Source organism: Syntrophales bacterium, from assembly GCA_026417625.1.
GTDB lineage: Bacteria > Desulfobacterota > Syntrophia > Syntrophales > UBA8958 > JAOACW01.
Map to the genome: position 1 here is coordinate 51,482 of JAOACW010000008.1, position 23,595 is coordinate 75,076.

General features: G+C 42.7%; 22 protein-coding genes and 1 pseudogene. 15 read left to right on the plus strand and 8 right to left on the minus strand.

What is annotated here, in order from left to right; all coding sequences use genetic code 11:
* Positions 1–12: 12 nt before the first annotated feature.
* From N2317_06615 to N2317_06625, 3 genes are read right to left on the minus strand one after another with little or no spacing between them, the layout of a single operon-like run.
* The gene (locus N2317_06615; GenBank protein MCX7817164.1) at positions 13–1,155 is read right to left on the minus strand and encodes a thiolase family protein; all 1,143 of its coding nucleotides are present in this window, start codon (positions 1,153–1,155) and stop codon (positions 13–15) included.
* A 13-nt stretch (positions 1,156–1,168) separates the two neighbouring features.
* The gene (locus N2317_06620) at positions 1,169–1,627 is read right to left on the minus strand and encodes a MaoC/PaaZ C-terminal domain-containing protein (GenBank protein ID MCX7817165.1); all 459 of its coding nucleotides are present in this window, start codon (positions 1,625–1,627) and stop codon (positions 1,169–1,171) included.
* Between the two features lie 12 nt (positions 1,628–1,639).
* A complete protein-coding gene (locus tag N2317_06625) occupies positions 1,640–2,800 on the minus strand; it encodes an acyl-CoA dehydrogenase family protein (GenBank protein MCX7817166.1) in 1,161 nt (386 codons plus the stop codon).
* 217 nt (positions 2,801–3,017) lie between these two features.
* On the opposite strand from N2317_06625, the gene N2317_06630 reads away from it, so the two are divergent.
* The 3 genes from N2317_06630 (at position 3,018) to N2317_06640 (ending at position 9,119) form a co-directional block, all read left to right on the plus strand.
* Entirely contained in the window at positions 3,018–6,158 is a 3,141-nt protein-coding gene (locus N2317_06630) for a sigma 54-interacting transcriptional regulator (protein MCX7817167.1), read from the plus strand.
* A 201-nt stretch (positions 6,159–6,359) separates the two neighbouring features.
* Positions 6,360–7,622, plus strand: a complete 1,263-nt coding sequence (locus N2317_06635; protein ID MCX7817168.1) for an acyl-CoA/acyl-ACP dehydrogenase — start codon at positions 6,360–6,362, stop codon at positions 7,620–7,622.
* Between the two features lie 24 nt (positions 7,623–7,646).
* Positions 7,647–9,119 carry a 4-hydroxybutyryl-CoA dehydratase gene (locus N2317_06640; GenBank protein MCX7817169.1) on the plus strand — a complete coding sequence of 491 codons (1,473 nt, stop codon included), beginning with the start codon at positions 7,647–7,649 and terminating at the stop codon, positions 9,117–9,119.
* A 50-nt stretch (positions 9,120–9,169) separates the two neighbouring features.
* On the opposite strand, the gene N2317_06645 is transcribed toward N2317_06640, so the two are convergent.
* Positions 9,170–10,141 carry a zinc dependent phospholipase C family protein gene (locus tag N2317_06645; GenBank protein MCX7817170.1) on the minus strand — a complete coding sequence of 324 codons (972 nt, stop codon included), beginning with the start codon at positions 10,139–10,141 and terminating at the stop codon, positions 9,170–9,172.
* A 101-nt stretch (positions 10,142–10,242) separates the two neighbouring features.
* On the opposite strand from N2317_06645, the gene N2317_06650 reads away from it, so the two are divergent.
* The 6 genes from N2317_06650 to N2317_06675 all read left to right on the plus strand — a co-directional run bounded on the left by N2317_06650 (position 10,243) and on the right by N2317_06675 (position 16,403).
* Positions 10,243–11,466 (plus strand): MFS transporter, encoded by a 1,224-nt coding sequence (locus N2317_06650; protein ID MCX7817171.1) that lies wholly within the window; start codon positions 10,243–10,245, stop codon positions 11,464–11,466.
* A 49-nt stretch (positions 11,467–11,515) separates the two neighbouring features.
* Positions 11,516–12,049 carry a DUF2889 domain-containing protein gene (locus tag N2317_06655; GenBank protein MCX7817172.1) on the plus strand — a complete coding sequence of 178 codons (534 nt, stop codon included), beginning with the start codon at positions 11,516–11,518 and terminating at the stop codon, positions 12,047–12,049.
* Between the two features lie 10 nt (positions 12,050–12,059).
* Positions 12,060–12,746 carry a (d)CMP kinase gene (gene cmk / locus N2317_06660; GenBank protein MCX7817173.1) on the plus strand — a complete coding sequence of 229 codons (687 nt, stop codon included), beginning with the start codon at positions 12,060–12,062 and terminating at the stop codon, positions 12,744–12,746.
* Positions 12,747–12,862: 116 nt separating this feature from the next.
* On the plus strand, positions 12,863–14,641 hold the full coding sequence (locus N2317_06665) for a 30S ribosomal protein S1 (protein MCX7817174.1): 1,779 nt from the start codon (positions 12,863–12,865) through the stop codon (positions 14,639–14,641).
* A 46-nt stretch (positions 14,642–14,687) separates the two neighbouring features.
* Positions 14,688–15,548, plus strand: a complete 861-nt coding sequence (sppA, locus tag N2317_06670) for a signal peptide peptidase SppA (protein MCX7817175.1) — start codon at positions 14,688–14,690, stop codon at positions 15,546–15,548.
* Between the two features lie 18 nt (positions 15,549–15,566).
* Positions 15,567–16,403 (plus strand): enoyl-CoA hydratase/isomerase family protein, encoded by an 837-nt coding sequence (locus tag N2317_06675; GenBank protein MCX7817176.1) that lies wholly within the window; start codon positions 15,567–15,569, stop codon positions 16,401–16,403.
* On the opposite strand, the pseudogene N2317_06680 reads toward N2317_06675, so the two are convergent.
* The 4 genes and pseudogenes from N2317_06680 to N2317_06695 all read right to left on the minus strand — a co-directional run bounded on the left by N2317_06680 (position 16,358) and on the right by N2317_06695 (position 19,598).
* Positions 16,358–16,504, minus strand: a pseudogene (locus tag N2317_06680) (hypothetical protein). The gene N2317_06675 and the pseudogene N2317_06680 overlap by 46 nt on opposite strands.
* Positions 16,505–16,906: 402 nt before the next feature.
* Positions 16,907–17,776, minus strand: coding sequence for a helical backbone metal receptor (locus N2317_06685; GenBank protein ID MCX7817177.1), 870 nt, complete (start codon positions 17,774–17,776; stop codon positions 16,907–16,909).
* Positions 17,766–18,818 (minus strand): mechanosensitive ion channel family protein, encoded by a 1,053-nt coding sequence (locus N2317_06690; GenBank protein MCX7817178.1) that lies wholly within the window; start codon positions 18,816–18,818, stop codon positions 17,766–17,768. The genes N2317_06685 and N2317_06690 overlap by 11 nt, the downstream gene beginning before the upstream one ends.
* 102 nt (positions 18,819–18,920) lie before the next feature.
* The gene (locus N2317_06695; GenBank protein MCX7817179.1) at positions 18,921–19,598 is read right to left on the minus strand and encodes an adenylate kinase; all 678 of its coding nucleotides are present in this window, start codon (positions 19,596–19,598) and stop codon (positions 18,921–18,923) included.
* A gap of 222 nt (positions 19,599–19,820) precedes the next feature.
* Between N2317_06695 and N2317_06700 the strand changes: the two genes are divergently transcribed.
* Genes N2317_06700 through N2317_06725 form a run of 6 tightly spaced genes read left to right on the plus strand, consistent with a single transcriptional unit; the run spans position 19,821 to position 23,584 of the window.
* Positions 19,821–20,228, plus strand: a complete 408-nt coding sequence (locus tag N2317_06700; GenBank protein ID MCX7817180.1) for a PTS fructose transporter subunit IIA — start codon at positions 19,821–19,823, stop codon at positions 20,226–20,228.
* A 9-nt stretch (positions 20,229–20,237) separates the two neighbouring features.
* Entirely contained in the window at positions 20,238–20,720 is a 483-nt protein-coding gene (locus tag N2317_06705) for a PTS sugar transporter subunit IIB (protein MCX7817181.1), read from the plus strand.
* Between the two features lie 13 nt (positions 20,721–20,733).
* On the plus strand, positions 20,734–21,435 hold the full coding sequence (locus N2317_06710) for a PTS sugar transporter subunit IIC (protein ID MCX7817182.1): 702 nt from the start codon (positions 20,734–20,736) through the stop codon (positions 21,433–21,435).
* Positions 21,419–21,862: a ribosomal protein S18-alanine N-acetyltransferase gene (gene rimI, locus N2317_06715; GenBank protein MCX7817183.1), complete on the plus strand. Its 444-nt coding sequence runs from the start codon at positions 21,419–21,421 to the stop codon at positions 21,860–21,862. The genes N2317_06710 and rimI overlap by 17 nt, the downstream gene beginning before the upstream one ends.
* Positions 21,856–22,665: a dihydroorotate dehydrogenase electron transfer subunit gene (locus N2317_06720; protein MCX7817184.1), complete on the plus strand. Its 810-nt coding sequence runs from the start codon at positions 21,856–21,858 to the stop codon at positions 22,663–22,665. The genes rimI and N2317_06720 overlap by 7 nt, the downstream gene beginning before the upstream one ends.
* A 1-nt stretch (position 22,666) precedes the next feature.
* Positions 22,667–23,584 (plus strand): dihydroorotate dehydrogenase, encoded by a 918-nt coding sequence (locus N2317_06725; GenBank protein MCX7817185.1) that lies wholly within the window; start codon positions 22,667–22,669, stop codon positions 23,582–23,584.
* Positions 23,585–23,595 lie beyond the last annotated feature (11 nt).

Below are 23,595 nucleotides of genomic sequence, written 5' to 3' on the forward strand. Positions count from 1 at the left end.
GATTTTCACCTCCTATCTTCCCAGGATAACCACACTGTGACATTGTCCGGCAAATCCGTGAGTTCCATGTACAAGGGCTGTTTTTATTTCTCTGTGAACTTGTCTTTCCCCTGCCTCACCGCGTATCTGGAGGAAAGCTTCACAGGCGCGCTGTAAACCCCTTGAAACGTATGGGTTGTTAGCGAGAACACCCCCTGAAGGATTGACGGGGAGTTTACCGTTTTTTTCAGTTATTCCTTTATCTATCAACTTTCCTCCCTCACCTGGTTCACAGAATCCAAGTTGTTCGCACCATAGAAGTTCTTGAAATGCGTACGGTTCACTTATTTCTGCAAGATCGATTTCATTTTTTGGATTTTTTATCCCCGCCATCTTGTAAGCTCGTTTAGCTGCATTTTTGAGTTCACCGTCAAGGAGATCACGATCCCCTATCATGTAAGCATCTATAGAGGTGCCGAAACCGCGAATCCAAACAGGTCGATCAGTAATTTTTTTTGCTGTTTTTTCAGAAGCGAGAACCGCGGCCACCATACCATCCGATTTTGGCGCACATTGGAGTTTGGTTAATGGATCCGCTACAATCTCAGAATTAAGAACATCATCTACCGAGAAGATGCCTTTTCTATGGGCATGAGGGTTGAAAATGGCGTTTTTTAGGTTTTTTACCGCAACCTTTGCGCACTGCTCTTTGGAAATTTTGTACTTTTTCATGTACAGTTTCATCTGGAAAGCGGCTGCGAGTGTTTCATTGAGACCCAGCGGTCTGAAATAAAAGGGATCTGAAAACATGAGTGTACATGTGTCATTGTCTGGGTTTTCAGAACCTTTGCATAGGCTGATCGTTAACACTGTGTCGTAGTGCCCAGACATAATCCTCATCGCGCCGTATATCAAGGCGAAGAGGGAATCCCCATCCTGACGTGAACCATTTTTCAAGAATGCCCCAGCTGGATCCCAGTGGTGAGCGTTAGCACAGGATATACCACTGTGAAACACATCCGATGCAGCAGTTATCACACTTCCCACCTGGTCTCTTGATAGACCTGCCTTGTCTAGAGCCTCTTTGGCGACTTTAAAGGTTAGATCATACAAACTATCTTTTGATTCAGTACCACTGCTTTGAGCAACGGACACAATTGCGACTTTTTTTGCCATATACTCACTCCTTTCAACCCGCGGGTTTTCTTCCCACGAGGATCTTAGTGTTAAAAAAGATAACCGTTTCACCTTTCTGGTTTTTTATAGCGTTTTGAGCTTCTATGATCCCTCTTTTAGAATCCTTTTCCGTTAGGGCAGAAATGGTCATCTCACAGTGTATAGTGTCCCCAATTTTTATGGGGGCTGTGAAACGGACAGTGTCCATACCGTAGAATGCGATGAAACTCTTCGGTACTGCTACGTAGGGTCCGAGTCGAAAGAGAAGGGCCATTCCTACCGTTAGACCCAGCATTCCATGAGCAATTCGCTCTCCAAACGGAGTTTTAGCCGCATATTCGACATTGGTGTGAAGTTCGTGCCAGTCTCCCGTGAAAGCTGAGAACAACACAATATCCGTTTCTGTAATGGTCCTGCCGGGAGAAACCAAAACCTCTCCTACTTTGTAGTCTTCAAAAAACTCCTTTTCCATTTTACACCCCCTCTACATTTTGAAGATTTCCCTAGCGATGATGAGCCTTCTCATTTCTGATGTTCCCGCACCTATGGTTCCTAGCTTTGCATCTCTCCAGTATCTCTGCACTGGAAACTCAAGACAATAGCCATAACCTCCATGAATTTGGACCGCCTCCTCACATACATAACATGCTGTTTCAGCAGATAAGAGAATAGCTGCCGCTGCTACTTTGTGCACTTCTGTTCCCTTTCCACCTCTCTGTGCAGCGTCGGCGAGCATTACAGCCTTGTAACATAGCAATTTTGCCGCCTCGATGCGTGTGTACATATCAGCGATTTTCTGCTGGATAAGCTGAAAAGAGGCAATGGGTTTGCCAAACTGCACTCTTTGGCGAGCATATTCCACTGAAGCTTCAAACGCCGCTTCGGCTAAACCCAAACTGTAGGCGGAGAAAAAAGCTCTTTCCACGTCAAGGCCACCCATCATTACTGCGATACCGTTATTTTCTATGCCAAGCACGTTTTCAACAGGAATTAAACAATCCTCCAAAATCAATTCTCCTGTTGCGGAACCACGGTTTCCCACCTTTTCTATCTTTCTGGAAACTGAAAATCCCGGAAAGGTGGTATCAAGGATAAAAGCGGTTATGCCTCTAGGCCCCAAGCTTTTATCAGTTTTAGCGTAGAGAACAATAGTTCTGGCAATTGGACCGTTTGTAATAAACGTCTTGGTTCCGTTGACAACGTAATAATCACCTTTTCGAACTGCAGTTGTTTGGATATTCACGGCGTCGGAACCTGCACCAGGTTCCGTAAGTCCTAAAGCACCGATGTGTTCTCCACTGCATAGAGGTGGTAGGTATTTCTTTTTCTGACTATCGTTGGCATTGGTGTTGATGTTATGGCAACAAAGATTGGCGTGTGCTCCCCAGGATAGTGCAACGGCTCCCGAAGCTTTTGCAAGTTCTTCACACGCTAGAAAAGCTGACATGAGGTCAGCCCCCGCTCCTCCGTATTCCTGGTCCACTGTAATGCCCATTATGCCCAAGTTGGCGAGTTTCTCCCAAAGCCCTTCTGGCCATTCATCCTTTCGGTCAATTTCCTCAGCTATGGGAGCAATTTCTTTGGCAGCAAAGTTTGCGATGGTTTGTTTAAATATACGGTGTTCCTCCGAAAGAGTAAAATCCATTGAGTGTCCCCCCTCCGATTTTGGATCGCTTTATTCAAGTGCAAGTATGGTGCCACCCTAGGATTAAGTACCGGTTATAAAAATACTTTTAATAAAAACAAAATTTTTTGGAATCTCGTGGGAGATTTAATTCAAGTGTTAATATTTCGACATCTAACTGTAGTTATATTTTTTGTTTTATGCTACATGAGTAGTAATACGTGAGGGGGGTGATAGTATGTCCAGACGTAACTTTGAGATAAATCAACTCTCCCTGACGGAAAGAGATTTACTCTTCTCACTAGCCGCTTTTCAGGATTTTTTCTCTCTTGATTGGTTTCTAGATGTAGAAGGGTTCCGTCCCTCCTGTATAGTTTCTGTAGTTAATTTTTTGAAGCAAAAAAAGTGGATTACCTCACTTGATAGTTCTTTTGGTTTTTATCGCTGGACTTGCAGTTTCCCGCGAGATGAAGTTTTATTACTTATCCCGGAAAACGAAAAGATGTTCTATCTTCGCAGGGCGGCTGATTTATTAAAAAGGCATTTGCCCTCTGAAAGAAAATACCTACCCTTATTGGCCGAATCACTTATAAAAGCTGGTCTTCGCGATGAAGACTTACCACTTCTTTTAGAGGCGGCGTTTTACGAGGAAGAGTGTCATCGTACATCACAAGCAGTGAGGATTTACGATACTCTGCTAACTTTCCTATTTTGTGAAGTGATTCCCGATGAGAGGATTAACTCTGAAGATTTCTTTAAAATAATGCTCACCGCTCTTGAACGACGCGTAATGCTCTCTCTTCTCTACCCGGACATAAAAAAGATGGGGCCATGGTTATTGAAGGCCCGAGAAGTGGCTGGTGATGTGGAGGATGTAAGATCCCTCGCAAGGTTGGAATTGTTAATAGGACAGTTCTATTGGATGAGTTTTCAGTATGAGCAGTCGGTGCAACACTTCGAATCAGCGTGGGGCATGATCGAAAAATTTGATGATATGTCTCTGAGGAAGCGGGGACTTCAACTGAGAAGTCTTTCGTTTCTGATAAGGGGTAACTTGTGTAAAGCTATTCAGGCCTATGAAGAATATCTTGGGGAGCTTGAAGAATACGGGAAAGACGATTTTTCTCTAATTACGGCCTTGCACCTTTGCCAGTGTTATACCCAGATAGGAATGCCACAGAGGGCCCTTGGCATTGCTGAGTCAATTCTGGATTTCGCAAAGAAGCAAAATAACTGGCCAATTGTTTGTTTTTCCCTAGCTACCGCTGGTGTTGTTCTCTTGGAAATGATGCATTTGAAAGAGAGTCGCGATTACTTCGAGAAGGCTTTGGAAATTTCCAGGAAAGAGAACATACCTATGGCTGAAATAATTGCAGGGATTGGGCTTGCAAATATAGAATGTTTGGAGGGCTACTTTGAAAGGGCGGCGGAGCACTTCAAGGTTCTTTTTAAGATCCGAAAGTCAAGCTGGTATCACACATTGAACGTTTTTCATATCTTTGAACCTGGTTTCATACTACATCGTCATGGCAAATCTCCGATGCCTCTCGAATCAGTTATAGGATACCTTTCAGGTTTGAAGGAACATCAGTTGAATCCAATTCTGCACAGCACAATAAGACGACTAAAAATAAAATACCTTGAGCCGGATTATCAGGCTAAGGATAAGATTAGAGAGCTGAGGGGTATTGAAAGCACCCTGGAAAAGGTTGGCGCGCATCTGGAACTGGCAAAAACGAGAATTGATCTTGCGCGCCTTTACCTTGAGGTCAAACAGTGGTCAGAAGCAGAAGAGGTCGCCCTTAAGGCCTGGGATTTTCTAAGAAGGGTAACTAAAGCCGCTTTTCCAAGTGATTTGAAAGGTCTTTTATCTTTGGATGAGGGGGATGACACTAGATTATACGATATAATCATCGAGATGGGGGAGGCTCTTACGACGCAGAAAAATACGGAACATCTGTTGACGAATATTGTCGCATCCATTTCAAGATTGACAGGTGCTGAAAGGGCAGCGATATTTATAATGGACAAACGGTCATCGGAGTATCGCATCGTAGCGTCCCGAAATCTTACAAGAGAATATTTCGATTCTCGAGAGTTTAAAATGGTCAAAGCCTCTATGAGCGAGGTGACGATTAAAAAGGACAGTCGTGTCATACAGACTGAAAACTTCGGAGATAAGACTAATGGAAGAAGAAAAATAATCCTCACACCTCTTCTTCTAGGAAAACAGGTCATAGGAATTCTTTATCAGGATAGTCGCTACTTTTCGCTAGATCTTACACCTGACGGCCTCCGTCTCCTTTCTGCTTTAGGTGCTCAGATAGCTGTTTCCATCGATAGAGCGAAGGCGTACGATGAGATTGTGGAACTTAACGAAAAACTCATGGCTCAGAACATTTACTATCAGGAGGAGAAAGAGGAATTCCGACCTTTTGGTGATATTGTCTATTCTAGCAAAGCGATGAGAGATCTCATTAACATGATACATAAAGTAGCGCCAACGAAATCCACCGTTCTTATTACTGGCGAAACTGGTGTTGGGAAAGAGCTGATTGCAAGAGCAATCCACAGAGAGAGTGCTCGACGAAATGGACCTTTTATCAGGGTTAACTGTGCTGCTCTACCAGAAACGCTAATTGACAGTGAACTTTTTGGTCACGAAAAGGGGGCTTTCACTGGGGCCACACGTTTAAAACCTGGTCGTTTTGAACTAGCAAATCAGGGAACTATATTTCTCGATGAAGTTTCGGAGCTGCCCCTTTCGACCCAGAGCAGGCTGCTTCGCGTCCTTCAGGAAGGTGAGTTTCAACGTGTAGGTGGGACCAAAATGCTTTATTCAGATTTTCGCCTTCTTGCTGCTACTAATAAAGATCTGGAGAAGGAAGTTCACGCGGGACGATTCCGATCAGATTTGTATTTTCGGCTGAATGTTTTCCCCATCAGAGTGCCACCTTTGAGGGAACGTAAGGAGGATATTATCCCGCTTGCCCAGCATTTCCTCAGGCGCTTCTCCCAACAATACAATAAACCGTGTCCTTCAATTCCTCGCGGAGAAATGGAAAAGCTTATGAACTATTCTTGGCCTGGAAATGTTCGTGAATTGGCCAACGTAATAGAAAGAGCTGTTATTCTCGGTGATTTCGATATTCGGTTACCCACCATTTCTAATCATTCAAAGTATTTTGAAATAGAGGGACCATTTCTCACATTGAAAGAGATGGAGCGGAAACATATCATTGAGGCTCTGCAGATAACAGGGGGGAGGCTTGGGGGTAAAAAAGGAGCAGCAGCGCTTCTGGGCGTAAAGAGAACTACCCTCATCCACAGAATGAAAAAATTGGGGATCAATGTAAATAGAAACCTTATAATTGAATAAGAGATAAAAACTCGGCCATTAATTCATTCATCTTTGTGTCGAAATAATAACAGTTGTTCAAAAAAGAACTTTTCTTGCCAATTCATCATTTTAGTTGAACACGTTGTGTGGTAATCAAAAGTCGGATCTGAGGGAAGGAATGGATGGCATTTTTTTTGAAACACAGGATTGGAAAGTTTTTTATAGAAAGGGGGATCTTGGATGTTACTCGACGTGTTGTTAACAGAGGAAGAGAAGGTTTTGAAGCAGGAAGTGAGGGAGTTTGTGAAAGGGGTATCGCCTGAATTAACTAAAAAACTTGATAAAGATGAGATTCAGTATCCCAGAGACTATGTGAAGAGACTTGGGGAGTTAAATCTACTCGGTCTCCGATTTCCGAAGGAATACGGGGGAAGGGGATTACCCTGGACTGCTGAAATTGCTGCTCTGGAAGAAATCGGTGTTCTTGGGACGGCGCTGGGTTGTGCTTTCGCTATGCCCTCGATTGTAGGCGAGGCGCTTTGCGTTTTTGGTACGGAGGAACAGAAGGAGAAGTTCCTTAAACCCATGTTGAGAGGCGAACTTGTGTCTGCTGAAGCGCTTACTGAACCTAGAGGGGGCTCTGATTTCTTTGGAGCCACGACGAGGGCTGAATTGAAGAATGGGATTTTTACCGTCAGAGGTCAGAAGAGATTTGTCGTGGGAGCTTCCAGCGCGGATTTCTTTCTTGTGTACGTTAACACGAACCCAGCGGGTAAACCTCACGAGAGAATAAGTTTGCTTATCATAGAACGAGATCGGCCGGGTGTGGAGGTTAAATATCTTTACGGGCTCATGGGGACAAGGGGTGGAGGAACTGGAAGACTCGTGTTTAGAGATGTTCAAGTTCCAGAATCAAATCTTGTCGGAAAGCTTAACGAAGGGGCCCACATATTCAACACCATGATGGTACCAGAAAGGTTAACATCCGCCGGTGCATCTCTGGGTATGGGGAGAGCGGCACTGGAAGTTGCGGTCCGTTACAGTGATCGTCGCAAGGCTTTTGGTCAGAAGATTAGGACATTTCAGGGTGTAAGCTTCAAAGTCGCTGAGGCGATTACCCAACTGGATGCTGCGAGGGCCTTGACTTATGCGGCTGGTAAGGCAGCGGATCTGAAACTACCTACGACTCGCCGCCTTGTAAGTGAAGCTAAGAAGTTTGCCACTGATGCGGCGTGGAATGTAATCAATCTCTCGATGCAAATAGTGGGGGGTATAGGTTATACAAATGTATTTCCCATAGAGAAAATGGTTCGTGATGCAAGACTCATCCAGATCTGGACGGGTACTAATGAGATCATGAATCTTCTCATTCAGCATGAGTTCTACAGAGAAATGCTTACCGATCCCAACCCCGGCCGCAACATAGAGATTGATGCTCATGAAGGTCACATGAAGGATGAGATTGTCTACGAAGACGAGGAGATGTGGACAAAAGGATGGTAAACAATTGCACTTGCGTTGAAGGGGGTGAAGGAACCCATGATAATGGATGGGAAGGATTATATTTCTAGTCTGGAGAAAATGGAGACGGTAGTCTATATAGGAGGAGAGCGCGTGCGGGAATACTGGAAGCATCCTGCTATTCAGCCTGCAGTTAATGCACTCGCTGCAACGTACGATCTTGCAAGCAACTCCACTCTGAATGAGGAGATTCACGAATTGATTGTCACCGAAAGTCCGTTGACAGGCGACAAAATAAATCGTTTCCTCCACATCATCCAATCACAAGAGGATCTCCTAGCTCGGATGAAACTACAACGAGCTCTGATGAGGTTCACCGGGGGATGTTTTGGTGGCAGGTGTGTTGCTGGGGCAGTTATAAACGCCCTTTGGTCCGTAACCTATGAGGTTGACAGAGCAAACGGTGGAAAAACAGAGTACCATAAGCGGTTTTCCGCATATGTTAAGATGTGCCAGGAGAAGGATCTCGCCGTTTCGGGCAATATAACCGATGCGAAGGGTGATAGATCGAAACCACCGCATAAACAGGCAGACAGCGATCTCTTTGTTAGAATTGTGGAGAAGAGAAAGGATGGTATTGTTGTAAATGGCGCTAAACTTCAGCAATCGGGAGCACCTATTGCCCATGAGAGGCTTGTGGTTCCCACAACTGCGTTAGGTCCTGATGATGAAGTGTATGCAGTGGCTTTTGCTGTTCCGGGGGATGCAGAGGGGGTGATCCACGTTAATGACACTGCATGTGTAAATTCTAAGTTTATGTCCATGGAGCCCGAGGATATAGGAAATGTAAAATACGGTATACATCAGAGTGCTCACGTTATTTTTGATCACGTTTTTGTACCATGGGAGAGAGTTTTTCTATGCGGTGAGTGGAAAGCTACGAGAGCTCTAGTACATAGGTTCTCTGACTTCCAGAGGTTTGCGTCCTCTGCTTGTCGCTGTGGTTATATAGACCTCTGTATAGGTGCAGGTCTTGCTATGGCTGATTACAACGGTGTGGCGGATAAAACACACATAGTGGATAAGCTTATAGACATGAGCATAGATGCGGAAACCCTCCAAGGATTGGTGGCAGGAGCAGCGGCTTTGGCCTATAAAACTACATCTGGTGTTATGGTACCAGAGACGCTCACTGTAAATGCAGCTAAATTGTATATGAACGAGGCAATTTTGAAAACCGCTCAGAGACTTGCCGATATCGGTGGGGGGATCCTAGTCACAAGGCCCAGCATTAAGGACCTTCAAATCCCGAAAATAGGTGATCTTTTGAAGAAGTACCACCAAGCGAGAAGATGGGAAGATACGGATAAAAGAATCAAGATGGCACGCCTTTGTGAAACCCTAGCCGGTCTTGGATCACCCACACCGATCCTATCGGTTATTGCAGCTGGTCCTCCGGCAACACAGAGACTTAATTTTCGCCTGTTTACGCCTTTTGAAAGGGATAGAAAAGCAGCAGAACGTTTGGCGGGGATTTAATTGATGTTGCAGAAGGGGAGAGGCATACGCGAAAAACATGACCTCTCCCTTTATTTGTGCGAAAATATAGACTCTTTCGCCGAATAAATGACTCTGTAATCCTTCTGATCCAACAGATCGAAGTTGAGGGATGGTCCCCTCTCGGTTAGGTTTTCTTCGTTTCCTGTGACAACAATGGTATCTATCTTCTCTATAAGTGTAATGCTCCTTTGTATTGATAGGTCGAAGAGATCCCTGAGGGCTGCTTTATTTTCTTTACCAGTCACTGGGTTTCGAAATTCGAGTTGGCCTTCAATCCTGGGCATGAATCTATAAAGCTGAGGGCTGTAGAAAAGACCGGCGATTTCTCTAATTTTACGGGGTAGAAGAGGGGAGATGGCAAAGAGTATGCGGGCGATTTTTTCTCTTCGGGATAACTGAACCATTGTATGGAAATTCCTTAGAGCTTCGATTGTAACGTTTGGCAAAGAGCGAAATGATGAATCCATAGTTGCTGATAATCGGGCGAGCAGGTAAATGAGCGGAAACTCTAATCCGTTTAGGATTGCTTTTATGTTGAAATTTTCAGGTTGATATGTCCCTTTTAAGAAATACATGTCAATAAGCGTTTCGAGCAATCTATGCCTCTGGATGGCTTTGCTCCTGACAGAAGGGTCGTTATCTTCGCAGTCTCCGGTCATATAGTATACCATGGGATGGAATACTGCATCGGCATGAATATGAGTTGCCACACCTGCAATGAAGGAGAGTATCTGATTCTTGTAGGGGCTATCTTTGGCTACTTTTATTAAATGTCTGACGAATTCGTAGGTGTCTTCCCCGTTTACACCGTGTAGTATATGAGCAAGGTCTTTGTATGGGAGATAGGCTTTTTTTGATCCGAGAAAGAAAAAGACATCCAAAAATACGGCGCCCAATTTTAATGCGTTTGGGTTGTGAAGAACGGCATCTCCCATTTTTGTTCCCCCGAGGAGATCTGCCGTTTCTAAGCATATTAGCCAGTGAGTTATTTCTTTTGGCATAGCGACTTAATTAGGGAATTAACCCGTTACTTATCATTTTTTTGTGGTAATAGCGATGCTTTTTAATTAATTATAATGAAACTTAGTTGTTGAATAACCAGATGGATGAAAAACTTAGCAAAAGAACATTAATAAGTTGGTGCTTATATGATTTTGCCAATTCCAGCTATGCTGCTGTAATTTTAGCGGTTGTATTTCAGGTTTATTACATCGAAAACATAGTGGGAAATGCGAACGGATCAGGAGATCTATGGTGGGGAAGGGCCATTTCAACAAGTATGTTCATCATATCCCTCATTTCTCCTTTTTTGGGAGGTATAGCTGATTTTGCTGGGTGGCGGAAACAGTTTCTTATCCTTTTTACTCTAATTTGTGCAGGGTCTGTTGTCGGTTTTTCTTTTTTAACGCCTGGGGCTGTTCTTTTAGGATTCGTTCTTATTGTGCTTGCAAACATAGGTATGGAGGGAGGGGTAGTTTTTTACAACTCTTTTCTTCCTCGAATCGCTTCCACTGAGTTCCAGGGAAGGATTTCTGGTTGGGGATTTGCCGTAGGTTATGCAGGTTCAATTGTATCTTTGCTTCTCGCTCTGCCACTGGCGAAAGCGGGATACTTCAATGTCGTCTGGCTAATGGTAGCTGCGTTTTTTGTTTTATTCTCAATACCTTCTTTTCTTTTTTTGCCCCAGGACACAAGGACTCAATTTTCACCCTTGTATGCAGGTAGGTTGGGAGTAATTAAAACGTATACTACTCTTTCTGAAATGTGGAAGTCGAGAGATATAAGGAGATTTTTTCTTGCCTATCTTTTGTATGAGGATGGTGTAAATACCGTAATTGTATTCTCAGCAAGTTTTGCTTCTGCAACGTTTAGTTTCACACACCAAGAGTTGATTGTTCTTTTCTTGCTAATTCAGGTAACAGCACTGATAGGTGCACTTGCTCTCTCACGACCTACGGATGAGTGGGGACCTAAAAAAGTTGTAATTCTTTCGCTTATTTTGTGGTCTAGTGTTTCCTCGTTAGCTTACTTTGTTTATGACAAAGCCCATTTCTGGATACTTGCGGTAGTTGCAGGAATGGGGCTTGGGTCCGTTCAGTCAGCCACGCGTGCGCTTTTTGCTCGATTTGTACCGGAAGGTAAAGAAGCTGAGTACTTTGGCGTTTATTCACTTGTGGGTAAGACATCGGCAATAATAGGACCTCTTTTGTTTGGATATTTATCTGCAACATTTGGAAGTCAGCGGCCAGCAATCCTTTCGGTAACTCTATTTTTTCTCTTGGGATTGATAATTTTGTTCCCGCTGAAGACAGTGGAAAAACGTTAAAAGATGAGCAAAGTTGGGATAATTCAACATTAACGGGGAGGTTCTGCTAATGGACAGAGAATTGATATTTAGAAGAAGTATCACCATTGACACGTACGAAATAGGAGAAAACGTAATTGCCGTTGAAGGTGAACTTACGGATGAACGTTTTTATCCTTCTTTAGTCTACTCCACAGGCGTTAGAAAGGATAAGGGCATAATGCATAATATGTTAGTAAAAATGAACATTTTATTGCCCAATCTGAAAATTTTATCGGTGAGTGCTGAGATGCCCGCGACACCCTTGGAGGGATGTTCGGAGATAAAGGATTCGATTAAAAAAATGGAGAATATGGAGATTAAATCAGGATTTACGTCTTGGGTAAGAGAGAATTTTGGAAGAGAAAAGGGATGCCTCCACCTATCAAATTTGATTCTTGCAATGGCCTCTGCAGCGGTTCAGGGTATGTGGTCCTATTACGCGCGAATAAGAGAGGGGGGTGAAGTTAAAAGACCTGTGGGAGTTAGAACCCTTGCGGTGGATAGCTGCTGGATGTGGCGCAAAGACGGTCCTCTTGCGAAGAGGTTTCTGGAAAAGGTGTAGAGAATAATCTATGGGAAGGAAGAAAATAGTAATAACCATTGACGGACCGGCGGGAGTAGGGAAGAGCACAGTCGGCAGAATCGTTGCAAAAAATTTGTCTTATATCTACTTGGAAACAGGGGCAATCTATAGGGCTTTGGCTCTTAAGGTTCTTGAATCAGGCATTCCATGGAACGATGAGTGTTTGTTGAAAAAAATGGTGGAAGGCACAGATATAAGTGTGAAAGTAGTTAACAATGAGAGCAGGGTTTTTCTGGATGGGCGAGATGTCACAGATGTTTTGAGAACTGAAGAAATCGCTCGTTTAGCCTCAGATGTATCCACTCTTTCAGTAGTCCGGAGATTTTTACTGGGCATACAGCGTAACGTTTCTTCTTCGGGGGGCGTAGTTGCAGAAGGTCGGGATATGGGAACGGTCGTTTTCCCAGATGCGGAGCTGAAAATTTATCTCGATGCAGATTTCAAAGAGCGGGTTAAGCGCCGCTACCTTGAACTTTTGGGGCGCGGTCAGGATGTTGATTATGTGAAGTTGCACGATGAAATGGGGAGGAGAGACCGCCAAGACAGGGAAAGGGTTCTTGCACCCCTTTTGCCCCACCCGGATGCACATATAATAGATACTACCCGCATGAGCGTTGATGAGGTGGTGTCTGTTATTATGAATTTGGTAAATGGCTATTTTGCAAAAGGGGAGTGAAATTGTTATAGTTGATAGAAAAATCAGGTTAATGTGACGTCAATATGCTTGATATTTTGTAGACCCTATGATAGCAGTCCAAAATGAGTTAATAATGACCAGGGGGTAAGGGTTTGATGGTAAGTGGTGGACCTAATAAAAACAGTTTAACACAGCATGAGGAAAACATAGAAGGGAGGGAAGATATAAAGGACAGTTCAAAAGGCGAGTCTCAAATTTCAAATAGTGAGACGAGGGGATTTAAAGAGTTGTATGAAAAGTCTTTACAGAGCGTTCATATGGGAGAAATTGTGGTTGGTCGGGTTGTGCAAATCACACCAGATGTAGTCATGGTCGATGTGGGATGGAAGACAGAGGGTTATATCCCGATTCGTGAGGTTAAAGATGGTAAAGGCAATATAACTGTTTCTGAAGGAGATCAGATTGAAGTTCTTGTGGACCGTAGGGACAGTGAAGGTAATCTTGTTCTATCCAGGGAAAAGGTTGTTCGTTTAAGAATTTGGGATGAAGTCAAAAAAGCATACGAGGAGAAGTTAGAGATCAGAGGGAGGATCACTGGTAAGATAAAGGGGGGGTTTTCAGTAGATATAGGTGTTCCAGCATTTTTACCAGGATCCCAGCTTGATATCAGGCCTGTGAAAGATCTTGACCGATATATAGGTCAAACCCTTACCTTTCATGTTCTTAAATACGACCGTAAAAGGAAAAATGTGGTTCTTTCAAGGAAAGAAGTTTTGGAAAAAGAAATTGAGAAAAAGAGGAAAGCCACTCTGGAGAGTTTAGAAGTGGGTAAGATTGTGGAAGGTGTGGTGAAAAATGTGACCGACTATGGTGTATTTATTGATCTGGGGGGTGTAGATGGTCTTTTACATGTGACCGACATTTCATGGGGCCGAGTGAATAGGCCGGCGGATGTTTTCAATAAAGGGGATAAGGTGGTTGTGAAGGTGCTTTCGCTTGATAGGGAAAAGGAACGTGTTTCCCTTGGACTGAAACAACTCACTGAGGATCCGTGGAGCAATGTGCAGGAAAAGTATCCTGTGGGTAGTGTAGTGGATGGTAAAGTTGTGAACATAATGGATTACGGAGCATTTGTAGAACTGGAACCTGGGGTTGAAGGTCTGGTACACATTTCAGAAATGTTTTGGAGCAAAGACATACGCCATCCTTCCAAGATATTGAAGATTGGTGAAAATGTAAAAGTGAAGGTTCTTGAAGTGAACAGAGAAGGAAAACGTATTTCTCTGGGGTTAAAACAAACGATGCCGAATCCGTGGGCAATTTTGAAGGAGAAGTATCCAGAAGGCTCTATAATAAAAGGGGTGGTCAGGAATGTTACGAACTTTGGTGTATTTGTAGGTGTTGAAGAAGGTATCGATGGTCTGATTCACATATCTGATATCTCCTGGAAACCTAAAATAAAACATCCCGGGGAAATGTTCAAAAAAGGTCAAGTTGTGGAAGCAATGGTTCTTGGAGTTGATGTTGAGAACGAGAAATTTTCCTTGGGAATTAAACAGATGCAGAAGAATCCTTGGGAAGAATTTGCTGAGAAGTATCCCCCTGGCTCGGTGATCTCGGGGAAAATTACAAGCATAACTGATTTTGGCGTGTTCGTCGAAATTGAAGAGGGGATAGAAGGGTTGATTCATATCTCTGAACTTAGTCCACGACGTGTCAAATCAGCCGCTGATATATATTCTGTGGGCGATACCGTAGCAGCAGTTGTGAAATCCATAGATCTTCAAAACAGGAAGATTCGTTTGAGCATAAAGGATTATGAGCTAACAGTAGAGGGGTCGCTTGTAAAGCAGTACCTGAACAACAAAGAACACGTCGGGCAAAACCTGGGGAAGGTTTTATCAGAGGTAAAGATAGTAGATACCAAGCGTTAATATGAAAGCATTAAGAAGACATCCTTTTCTGTTCGGAGTTTTGCTAATGATTACTGTTATCGTGTTTTTTTCTGCTCTGATATTCTTAATAACCTTTTTTTCAAGAAAGAGTGTCGATCTTTATGGAAGCGAGAAAGTGGGCATTATAACGGTGGAGGGCATTCTTTTTGATGCGAAAGATGCGATACGTCAGATAAAGGAATTTGAGGAGGAGGATAAGATTAAGGCGATTGTTATTCGAGTGGAGTCACCTGGTGGTAGCGTAGTAGCCTCTGAGGAGATCTACAGTGCTATCAAATCATTGCGGGAAAAGAAAAAAGTGGTCGCATCTTTAGGTGGTATAGCTGCTTCGGGTGGTTATCTTGTGGCGTGCGCCGCTGACAAAATTGTGGCGAATCCGGGGACAATAACGGGTAGTATCTCAGCGCTCATGCATTTTGCGAATGTAGAGTCATTGATGCAAAAAATTGGATTACGTTCGATTGTAATCAAGAGTGGTAAATTCAAGGATATAGGCTCTCCTGTACGAGAAATGACCACTGAAGAGCGGGCATTATTGCAGGGACTTGTAGATGATATTTACGAGCATCTCCTAGAAGTGATTTCTAAGGAGAGGAAGATAAAAAAGGAAGAGTTGCGAAAAATAGCTGATGGTAGGGTTTTTACGGGAAGACAGGCTAAAACCTTAGGGTTGGTAGATGAACTTGGTGACCAGAGTTTTGCGGTTAAGCTTGCAGCCTCTATGGCAGGATTGAAAGGAGAGCCCCAAGTTGTGTATCCCTCAAAGCGAAAAGCTTCTTTTAAAGAACTACTTATAGATAGCTTGCTCTCGCCGATTTTGCAACAATTGCATAAACAGGAATCGAGTTTCAGTGGAGTATACTACCTTTATGTTTCACCTTATTGATATAATAATTGTTTAGGTATGAGCTACAACAGTATTCTACTTGAAATAAAAAAAGGATATGCCATTGTAACCCTCAATCGCCCTCAAGAAATGAATGCCCTAAACTGGGAAATGAGGAGAGAGCTCGACCATGTATTCGACAGATTAGCGGAAGCGAAGGATGTGAGATCGATAATTATAACTGGGGGGGACTATGTGTTTTCGGCTGGGATGGATTTGAAAGAGATGTCAACCTTACCTGATGAAGAGATCCCGGCTTTTTTCGCCTCTATAGTTCGTTATCTTGACAAGATCTATAATTGCCCAAAACCAGTAATCGCTGCTGTAGGAGGTATAGCTCTAGGAGGGGGGTTTAATATCGCGACTGTCTGTGATTTCATCGTGGCGTCTGAGAGTGCAATTTTCGGTCATCCCGAGCTCAAGTTAGGGCTGAACCCACTTTTCAGCCCCTTAAGAAATAGAGTCGGTTTGACAAAGGCAAAAGAGCTGATCATGCTTGGGGAACCTATAGGGGCTATGGAGGCTTTACGTATTGGGCTTGTTAATGTAGTTGCACCGCCTGAGAGGTTTATGCAGGAAGCCATAAATATGGCGGAACAACTGGCACAATATTCCCCCTCTGTTATAGAGGCAGTTAAGAAAATTGCTAACGTGACATCCTTTATGGATGATAGGAAAGCTCTAGAACTGGAATTTGATGTGATGGTCCATCTCTACTCAAGCACTGAAAGAAAGATACTTATGAGTGAATTTATGACCCGGGAATATCTCGAACGGATGCGAAAAAAAATGGGGTTTAAGAAACCCCATCAGACGTCCCAGTCACTATCGGAAGATACAAAGTCCTTCAGTTGATCTCTTCTCTTTTTGTGTTGCAGTTTTTTTATAGCCTTGGCTTCAATCTGCCTTATACGTTCTCGCGTCACACCCATCATTTCCCCTACTTCTTCGAGGGTAAAAGGTCCGAAATGACAGGCGACCCAAGTACAATTATAGTACTTTTCGTTCTTTATGAACCACTCGCAGGTGTTTTCTGGACATACTTCAGTTATTAATGATCCCTTCTTTTTACAACGGTATTTTCCACTCACTTTTTCGGTCACTGATTTTGACCTCATTTTTAGAAATTGGCTGCCATAAAATATTAACCATGTCCTTTTTTGTCAACCCCAGTATGGGATCGATTGAATAGCATCACCTGTCAGAATTGGTTTATTTGGCAAAGTGATCTTCAGTTTGTGGTAATGAAGCTTCATTGAACGTACGGTTGGGAAATCAAAAGCGGATATCTTATACAGAAAACTCAAAGGAAACTTGATCTCTTCGGGTTATACAACGGTGTAAATTTTGATGATCTTTTAGAAAACAGTTTTACTCTTTGCTATGGCTGCATTCATCTCTTCAAGGCCTATAGTTATTCTTGGCCCGAGGCGAAAAATTGTATCTCGTATTATGTAAACCTTTCCCATTTGAACCGCAGGTAATTTTTTTAAGCGGGAGAGCAAATTTTGTATATCCTCTTCCATTCCTTTGCTCTGACCGACAAATATTATCTGTGGCTGGCGGTTCATAACCTCTTCGAGAGAAAGTTTCGGGTAAAATTGAGTTGTATTTGCAGCGATATTTTCAAGACCCAACATATCCATAGCTTCTCCAATAAGAGTGTTCGGGCCTGCAACAATAAGAGGATCCGGTTGCACGACAAACATTGCAAGAATTTTGTCCTTTAAACGCTTCCCTTGGAATTTGTTTAATTTTCTCTGCAATTCATCCGCCCTCTCATTTGCCACTTTAGGAACTTCTAGATACTTCCCAAGAGCTCTAATTGCTTCGGGTAGTTCTTTTATTTTCCTAGCCCTGAATACGTAGGTTCTGATTCCTAATTGGTGCAGTTTAATGGCAATGTGCAAAGGGTTACCATCATCGGTCATTATAACGAGATCAGGTTTCGCAGCGACGATTGCTTCTATAGACGGATTGGAAAAGCCCCCTACCTTTGGTTTTTTCAGCGCTTCCTGTGGATAATCGCAGAATGTTGTAACTGCAACTACCCTTTCCCCCAATCCCAGAGAAAAGAGAATTTCTGTGATGTTAGGAGCCAGAGATACGATTCTTTTTGGAGGTGCAGCATTGGCTTCAGTATAGGTTAGAAAAAAAAACACATTGCAAAAGGAGACTAGTAAAAAAATCACTGGATAAGGGGTAGTCCGATGTTTATTACTGTTCACTTTTGTCCACTGAGCTGTGGAGGTACACATTGCGGATGGGAAATGGTATTGTGATACCTTCCTGGGCGTATCTTTTTTGAAGACGCTTTATGAGTTCGTGTTTTATTGAGAATTGATCAGCGTACGTTCTGGCCTTCAGTATAACTGAAAAAACGATACTCGATTCTCCAAAGGTATGATACCTTATGAATGGTGTGTGATTTTCTACCCCACCAGGCACTTCTCGCATGACCTTTTCAGCTTCTTCTATGGTTACTCTTTCTACTTTTTCTAGGTCGCTATCATAACTTACACCCACGTTTACAATCACATTAGTTTCTTCCTCTGGTCGGTTGAAATTTATAAGTACCGTTTTGGCGAGTTCAGCATTCGGTACTATTATCATGTAATTCTGCATTGCTCTTATTGTGCAGTAACGCCAAGTTATGTCCTGAACAAAACCTTCCAGACCCGGTGTTAAACGAACAAAATCGCCTGGTTTTATCTGTCGGGACATTATAATGTGAATACCAGCAAAGAGGTTGGCAAGCGTATCCTGTAAAGCGAGAGCGACGGCCAATCCTCCAATGCCCAGTGCTGTAAGAAGAGGTGCAATTGAAATACCCAATAAATTGAGCAGTGTGAGCAATCCAATAAGGAAGACAACTGTACCAATAATGTGACTGAAAATGGATACGGAGAAAAAATCCTTGCCTAGTTTTTCGCCGTAGCTATCAACGAAGCGAATTGACATTTTTGTGAGCACCACAGTGACGAGCAATATCAGTGAAGCCATTAGAATTTTTGGAATTAGATTAGCGTAGGGTGTTCCTTTTGCGTAATGAATGGCTGTAAAATAGATGCCGAGAATTGTAAAAAAAATGAAGGTACTGCCTTTCAAACTAATAAGAATTATCTCATTAAGACGAGGGGTGGTTTTGTCGGTGATTTTTTCCAGTTTCAAGAGAATGAATTTTTCCAGAATAAAACCAATAATAATACCCCCGCCCGTATACAAAAATGGGAGGATTGACTTAATTCGAATGTAATCTTCAATAGACATTAATTTTTCTACCTTAACAGTGAAGAAGGTAATTCACTTAAGTAATATTTTACCCTCGGGTCTACACTGAGTTTGTGCTCAGGCAGATCCGAGGGTAATTTTCTATTCGTTTAGTTTTCTCAGCAACTCTTCAGTAACTTCGTTTACAGATGGCCTTCCATCTACCTCTATTACTTTAACCCTCTCCTTTAAGTAATTTATCGCAGCCAATGTGCCACTTTTTGTATCGTAGTAAATATCGTGTCTTTTATCTATCGCTTCTTCGTCCTGGTCATCTGCGCGTGTGGTTAACGTTTCACATCCGCATACACGGCACACCATTTTCCCCTCTTTTAACGCCGGTTTTATTGCCTCTATGTGTATATTATTGGGATGGTTGTTGTCCACAGCGCAAAGTCTACGTCCCATAATTCGCTGTTTGGCTATTTCTCGTGGTAGAACGATCTCGATTACATAGTCAAGCTTCATATTTTCGTTGTTGAGGGCCTTCCAAAGCGCTTCGGCTTGGGCAAGATTCCTGGGGAACCCATCGAGAAGCCAACCATTTTTGCAATCAGGTTGTTTGAGCCTTTCGAGTATCATGGGGATGGTGATCTCATCAGGGACCAATTCACCTTTTTCAATGTAACTTTTAGCTTTTTTGCCGAGTTCTGTTTCGTTTTTGATATTCTCCCTAAAGATAACACCGGTTTCTATGTGGGGTACGCCAAACTTTTTCTGAATAACTGCGCCCTGTGTGCCTTTTCCACTACCATTAGGTCCGAAGATAAGAATGTTCATATCCCTACTCCTTTCGGTGATATTAATTTGGGTGTACTACTATTCAAAGCGCGCTACATATAATTAATCTTGTGCATTTTCGCAACCTTTAAAGTACAGAGGGGCAATAACTTATAAAGCTTGACAAGGATTTGTTAATCTTTTAGCGTGGGATACCAAAATATTTGCAGAAAGTTTCTCTAAAACAACAAATACTTCGCATAACGGAGGTCTTGCTCGGATATGATCGGCATTCTAATAACCACTCATGGAAATCTCGGTGGTGAACTGATCAAAGCGGTGGAGATGATAAAGGGTCCTGTAAAGGGTATAATGCATATATCAGTGGATCAAACGACCAGTCTGGATGAGATAAAGAAAGAAATAAGTTGGGCTATCAAAAAACTCGACGTAGGTCAGGGTGTGGTAATCCTTACAGATCTCTTCGGAGGTACTCCTTCAAATATATCACTGACGTTTCTTAAAGAAGGAAGAGTTGAAGTCATAACTGGGGTAAATCTTCCCATGCTGTTGAAGATAACCGAGGTTAGGGACAAGCTTCCTCTGAAGGAATTCGCCCGCACTATTAAAGAATATGGGATAAAAAACATCCATGTTGCAAGTGACATACTGAGTAAAAAGATTTCGTGATAATTTGCGATGAATATAGTTTTGGTACGTGTTGATAGTAGACTTGTGCACGGTCAGATAATCGAGGCATGGGTACCTTTTTTGGAGGCAAAATGTATTATTGTTGTGAATGATGAGGTTGCGGGTGATTTATTCAGAGAAACGCTTATCAGGATGGCGGTACCTCGTGGAGTTGATGTTGTAGTTCACAGTGTTGAAGAGTTTGCTAGGTCAGGATATGAACACCAGAGAGGCGAAAGAAAAACGATCATTCTGTTTGCTTGCCTATCTGATGTTGTCAGGGCATTCAAAATGGGATTCAGGTTTCCACGCATAAATATAGGCAACGTCTACACGGAAAGTTGTGTTTGCCAATTATCTTCGTGCGTACAGTTGAGCGAAGAAGATGTTAGAAATCTGCAGTTTCTTGTTGAGAATGGGGTGGATATCGAATTGAGGCGAGTGCCAAAAGATAAACCCAAATTTATTAAAGAATTCCCTGTATCAAAGTGAAAGTTGCGATCCAATGCTTTGGAAGACAGTAGTGGCAACTATTACGGGAGGTATATTGTGCCTTGATAGGGTAGCTCTCCATTTAATGATTTCAAGGCCTATTGTAGTTGCTCCTACAGTCGGTTTGTTTCTCGGGGATATTAAGACGGGTCTGTATATTGGTGCTGTAGTTGAACTAATGTGGATGGATCGACAACCCATCGGAAATTACATTCCTCCCAACGATTCCTTGACGGCTGTGGTAATGACCGCCGCTTCCATAATAGTAGCAGGTGAGGTAGGCTATAGCTCAAAACAATTGATAGCTCTCACAGTTCTTCTCCTGTTACCTTTGGGGTTTTTCTCTCAGAAGATGGACATGATTCTTGTGAGAATTAACGATAAAGTGTTTGACAGTATTTTAGATGAAATTCAGGAAAAAGGGGATACTAAGAGACTGGAACGAGAGCATTGGAAAAGTTTGATGAGGTACTGGATCTCCTATCAGGCATTTATATTAGCAGGGACAGTACTAGGGACAGGATTGGTTTTTTTTATTTACAACTCATCAGGCAAGAACCTATGGAAAGTACTTGAAATCATGTACTTTATGTTGCCTGTTTTTGGTTTTTCTGTTGCTTTGCGGGCAGTTGACTCATCCAACAAAATGATCTTCTATTCTTTAGTTTTTTTGCTGGTTATAGTGCTTTTTGTGGTATATGGTGCGCATTTTTGAGATGGTATCGGATGATGTTCCATATGTACAGCGTATTGAAGAATGTTCTTTTGGTGTGGCCCAAGATATATCAATGTGGTTAAGAGAACTCAGCTTGCCTTTCTCAAGAAATTATGTGGCGAAGAATGATGAAGGACAGATTCTAGGTTTCATATCTTTTTGGGTTTTAAAAGTGGAAACACAGCTCATTCAAATAGCTGTTGATGAAGGATCAAAGCGAAGGGGTATTGGGAGTGTTTTGCTTCAGAAGATGTTGGACGTTTCAGCTGAACTGGGAATTAAAGAGGTTTCTTTAGAGGTTAGCGAGAAAAATAGGGCTGCATATAAGCTGTATCGCAAGTTTGGTTTTCAAGTGGTGGGGAAAAGAAAAGCATATTACAGTCGTATTGATGGTGATGCCCTTATAATGAGAAAGGTAATATGTTAGTAAGTGCCGAAGTGGTATCTAACATTCCAATTGCACCTCTGCATTACCACCTTACTCTTTCCCTAGAAGAAAGGATAAAAGATCCTCACCCGGGCCAATTTGCAATGATAAAAGTTACTGGTGGATATGATCCTTTACTCATGAGACCTTTGAGTATTTACGACTATATGAGAGGCCCGGAGAAGGATCTCTTAGAATTTGTTTATCAGGTTCGGGGGAAAGGTACCCGTTTTCTATCGGAGCTCGATAAGGGTAGAAAAGTGCGTTTGATGGTTCCCCTTGGGAAAGGCTTTACAATTCATAACGAAGCTCAGCGTGTAGTTCTCATAGCAGGCGGTTTGGGGATCGTACCGATTTCTTTTTTAGCGAAAAGTTGGTACTCTAGGAAAGAAAAAGAATTGGAAATAATTTGCTACTTTGGTGTAAAGTCTGCCACCTCAGTTATAGGTCTTGAAAAATTGAGGAATGCCTGCGATAAAGTTAGGATATTTACAGAAGACGGATCGTTGGGGAAAAAGGGTCTTGTTATAGATGGTATAAGGGAGGATATAGGCAAGCTCGCAAATTTAGGCACTTTTTTTTACGCGTGTGGTCCTAAGGATATGCTTATTGCCCTCGCTCATGTAGTATTGCCAAAAGGTATCCCATGTGAAATATCCCTAGAAGAAAGGATGGCCTGTGGTGTTGGCGCGTGTCTGGGGTGTGTTGTTCCGATCAGGACTCAGGTTTCGTACACTTACAAATCGGTGTGTAGAGAAGGACCTGTTTTCCCTCTTCATGAGGTGGTACTAGTGAGAGATTAATATGGAACCAGATTTAAAAGTGACATTGGGACCGTTAGTTCTGAAAAATCCAGTTATGACTGCTTCGGGGACTTTTGGCTACGGGAGAGAATATTTTGATTATGTGGATCCCAGCGAGCTTGGAGCAGTAGTTGTTAAAGGTCTCTCATTGAATCCTCGACTTGGTAACCCACCGCCGAGGATTATGGAGACTGCAGGGGGTATGCTCAATGCTGTGGGTTTACAAAACATAGGTGTTAAAACTTTTATTGAAGAAGAGTTACCCTGGTTAGTAGACAAGGGGGTAACGGTAATAGCCAACATATACGGGGAAACAATAGATGAGTATTGCGAGGTTTGTGAATTGTTGTGCAGGGCAGGGGGGATATGCGCTATCGAAGTAAATATTTCCTGCCCAAATGTACAGGAAGGTGGGATTCTGTTTGGACAGGATTCGAAGATGGCAGCTCAAGTTACGAGAGAGGTAAAAAAGGTATCGAGTTTACCCGTCATTGTAAAATTAACACCCAATGTCACAGATATCACGGAAATAGCCTTAGCTTGTGAAGAGGCAGGGGCAGATGCAGTATCGTTGATAAACACATTTAGGGCTATGAGTATAGACGTTTGCACTCGAAAACCCCATTTAGGCAACGTAGTAGGTGGTCTTTCAGGGCCTGCGATAAAACCAATTGCTCTGCGTATGGTGTGGGAAACGGTAAGAAAGGTGAAAATTCCAGTTATCGGTGTTGGGGGGATATCGACTGTGCAGGATGCCCTTGAGTTTCTCATAGCGGGTGCAAAGGCAATTCAGGTCGGTACAGCCAATTTCTTTAATCCTCGTGCCACAGTAGAAATTATTCACGGATTGAAATTTTTCTTGAAGCAGGAAGGTTTTTCATCAATTGGAGATATTATTGGAACATTTGAAGAAGGATAGCGGGGGGTACT

What these genes read in the sequence shown, in the direction of transcription:
- N2317_06615 (MCX7817164.1), bottom strand. Translation starts at nt 1,155, where the DNA reads ATGGCAAAAAAAGTCGCAATTGTGTCCGTTGCTCAAAGCAGTGGTACT.
- N2317_06620 (MCX7817165.1), bottom strand. Translation starts at nt 1,627, where the DNA reads ATGGAAAAGGAGTTTTTTGAAGACTACAAAGTAGGAGAGGTTTTGGTT.
- N2317_06625 (MCX7817166.1), bottom strand. Translation starts at nt 2,800, where the DNA reads ATGGATTTTACTCTTTCGGAGGAACACCGTATATTTAAACAAACCATC.
- N2317_06630 (MCX7817167.1), top strand. Translation starts at nt 3,018, where the DNA reads ATGTCCAGACGTAACTTTGAGATAAATCAACTCTCCCTGACGGAAAGA.
- N2317_06635 (MCX7817168.1), top strand. Translation starts at nt 6,360, where the DNA reads ATGTTACTCGACGTGTTGTTAACAGAGGAAGAGAAGGTTTTGAAGCAG.
- N2317_06645 (MCX7817170.1), bottom strand. Translation starts at nt 10,141, where the DNA reads ATGCCAAAAGAAATAACTCACTGGCTAATATGCTTAGAAACGGCAGAT.
- N2317_06650 (MCX7817171.1), top strand. Translation starts at nt 10,243, where the DNA reads ATGGATGAAAAACTTAGCAAAAGAACATTAATAAGTTGGTGCTTATAT.
- N2317_06655 (MCX7817172.1), top strand. Translation starts at nt 11,516, where the DNA reads ATGGACAGAGAATTGATATTTAGAAGAAGTATCACCATTGACACGTAC.
- cmk (MCX7817173.1), top strand. Translation starts at nt 12,060, where the DNA reads ATGGGAAGGAAGAAAATAGTAATAACCATTGACGGACCGGCGGGAGTA.
- N2317_06665 (MCX7817174.1), top strand. Translation starts at nt 12,863, where the DNA reads ATGGTAAGTGGTGGACCTAATAAAAACAGTTTAACACAGCATGAGGAA.
- sppA (MCX7817175.1), top strand. Translation starts at nt 14,688, where the DNA reads ATGATTACTGTTATCGTGTTTTTTTCTGCTCTGATATTCTTAATAACC.
- N2317_06675 (MCX7817176.1), top strand. Translation starts at nt 15,567, where the DNA reads ATGAGCTACAACAGTATTCTACTTGAAATAAAAAAAGGATATGCCATT.
- N2317_06690 (MCX7817178.1), bottom strand. Translation starts at nt 18,818, where the DNA reads ATGTCTATTGAAGATTACATTCGAATTAAGTCAATCCTCCCATTTTTG.
- N2317_06695 (MCX7817179.1), bottom strand. Translation starts at nt 19,598, where the DNA reads ATGAACATTCTTATCTTCGGACCTAATGGTAGTGGAAAAGGCACACAG.
- N2317_06700 (MCX7817180.1), top strand. Translation starts at nt 19,821, where the DNA reads ATGATCGGCATTCTAATAACCACTCATGGAAATCTCGGTGGTGAACTG.
- N2317_06705 (MCX7817181.1), top strand. Translation starts at nt 20,238, where the DNA reads ATGAATATAGTTTTGGTACGTGTTGATAGTAGACTTGTGCACGGTCAG.
- N2317_06710 (MCX7817182.1), top strand. Translation starts at nt 20,734, where the DNA reads ATGCTTTGGAAGACAGTAGTGGCAACTATTACGGGAGGTATATTGTGC.
- rimI (MCX7817183.1), top strand. Translation starts at nt 21,419, where the DNA reads ATGGTGCGCATTTTTGAGATGGTATCGGATGATGTTCCATATGTACAG.
- N2317_06720 (MCX7817184.1), top strand. Translation starts at nt 21,856, where the DNA reads ATGTTAGTAAGTGCCGAAGTGGTATCTAACATTCCAATTGCACCTCTG.
- N2317_06725 (MCX7817185.1), top strand. Translation starts at nt 22,667, where the DNA reads ATGGAACCAGATTTAAAAGTGACATTGGGACCGTTAGTTCTGAAAAAT.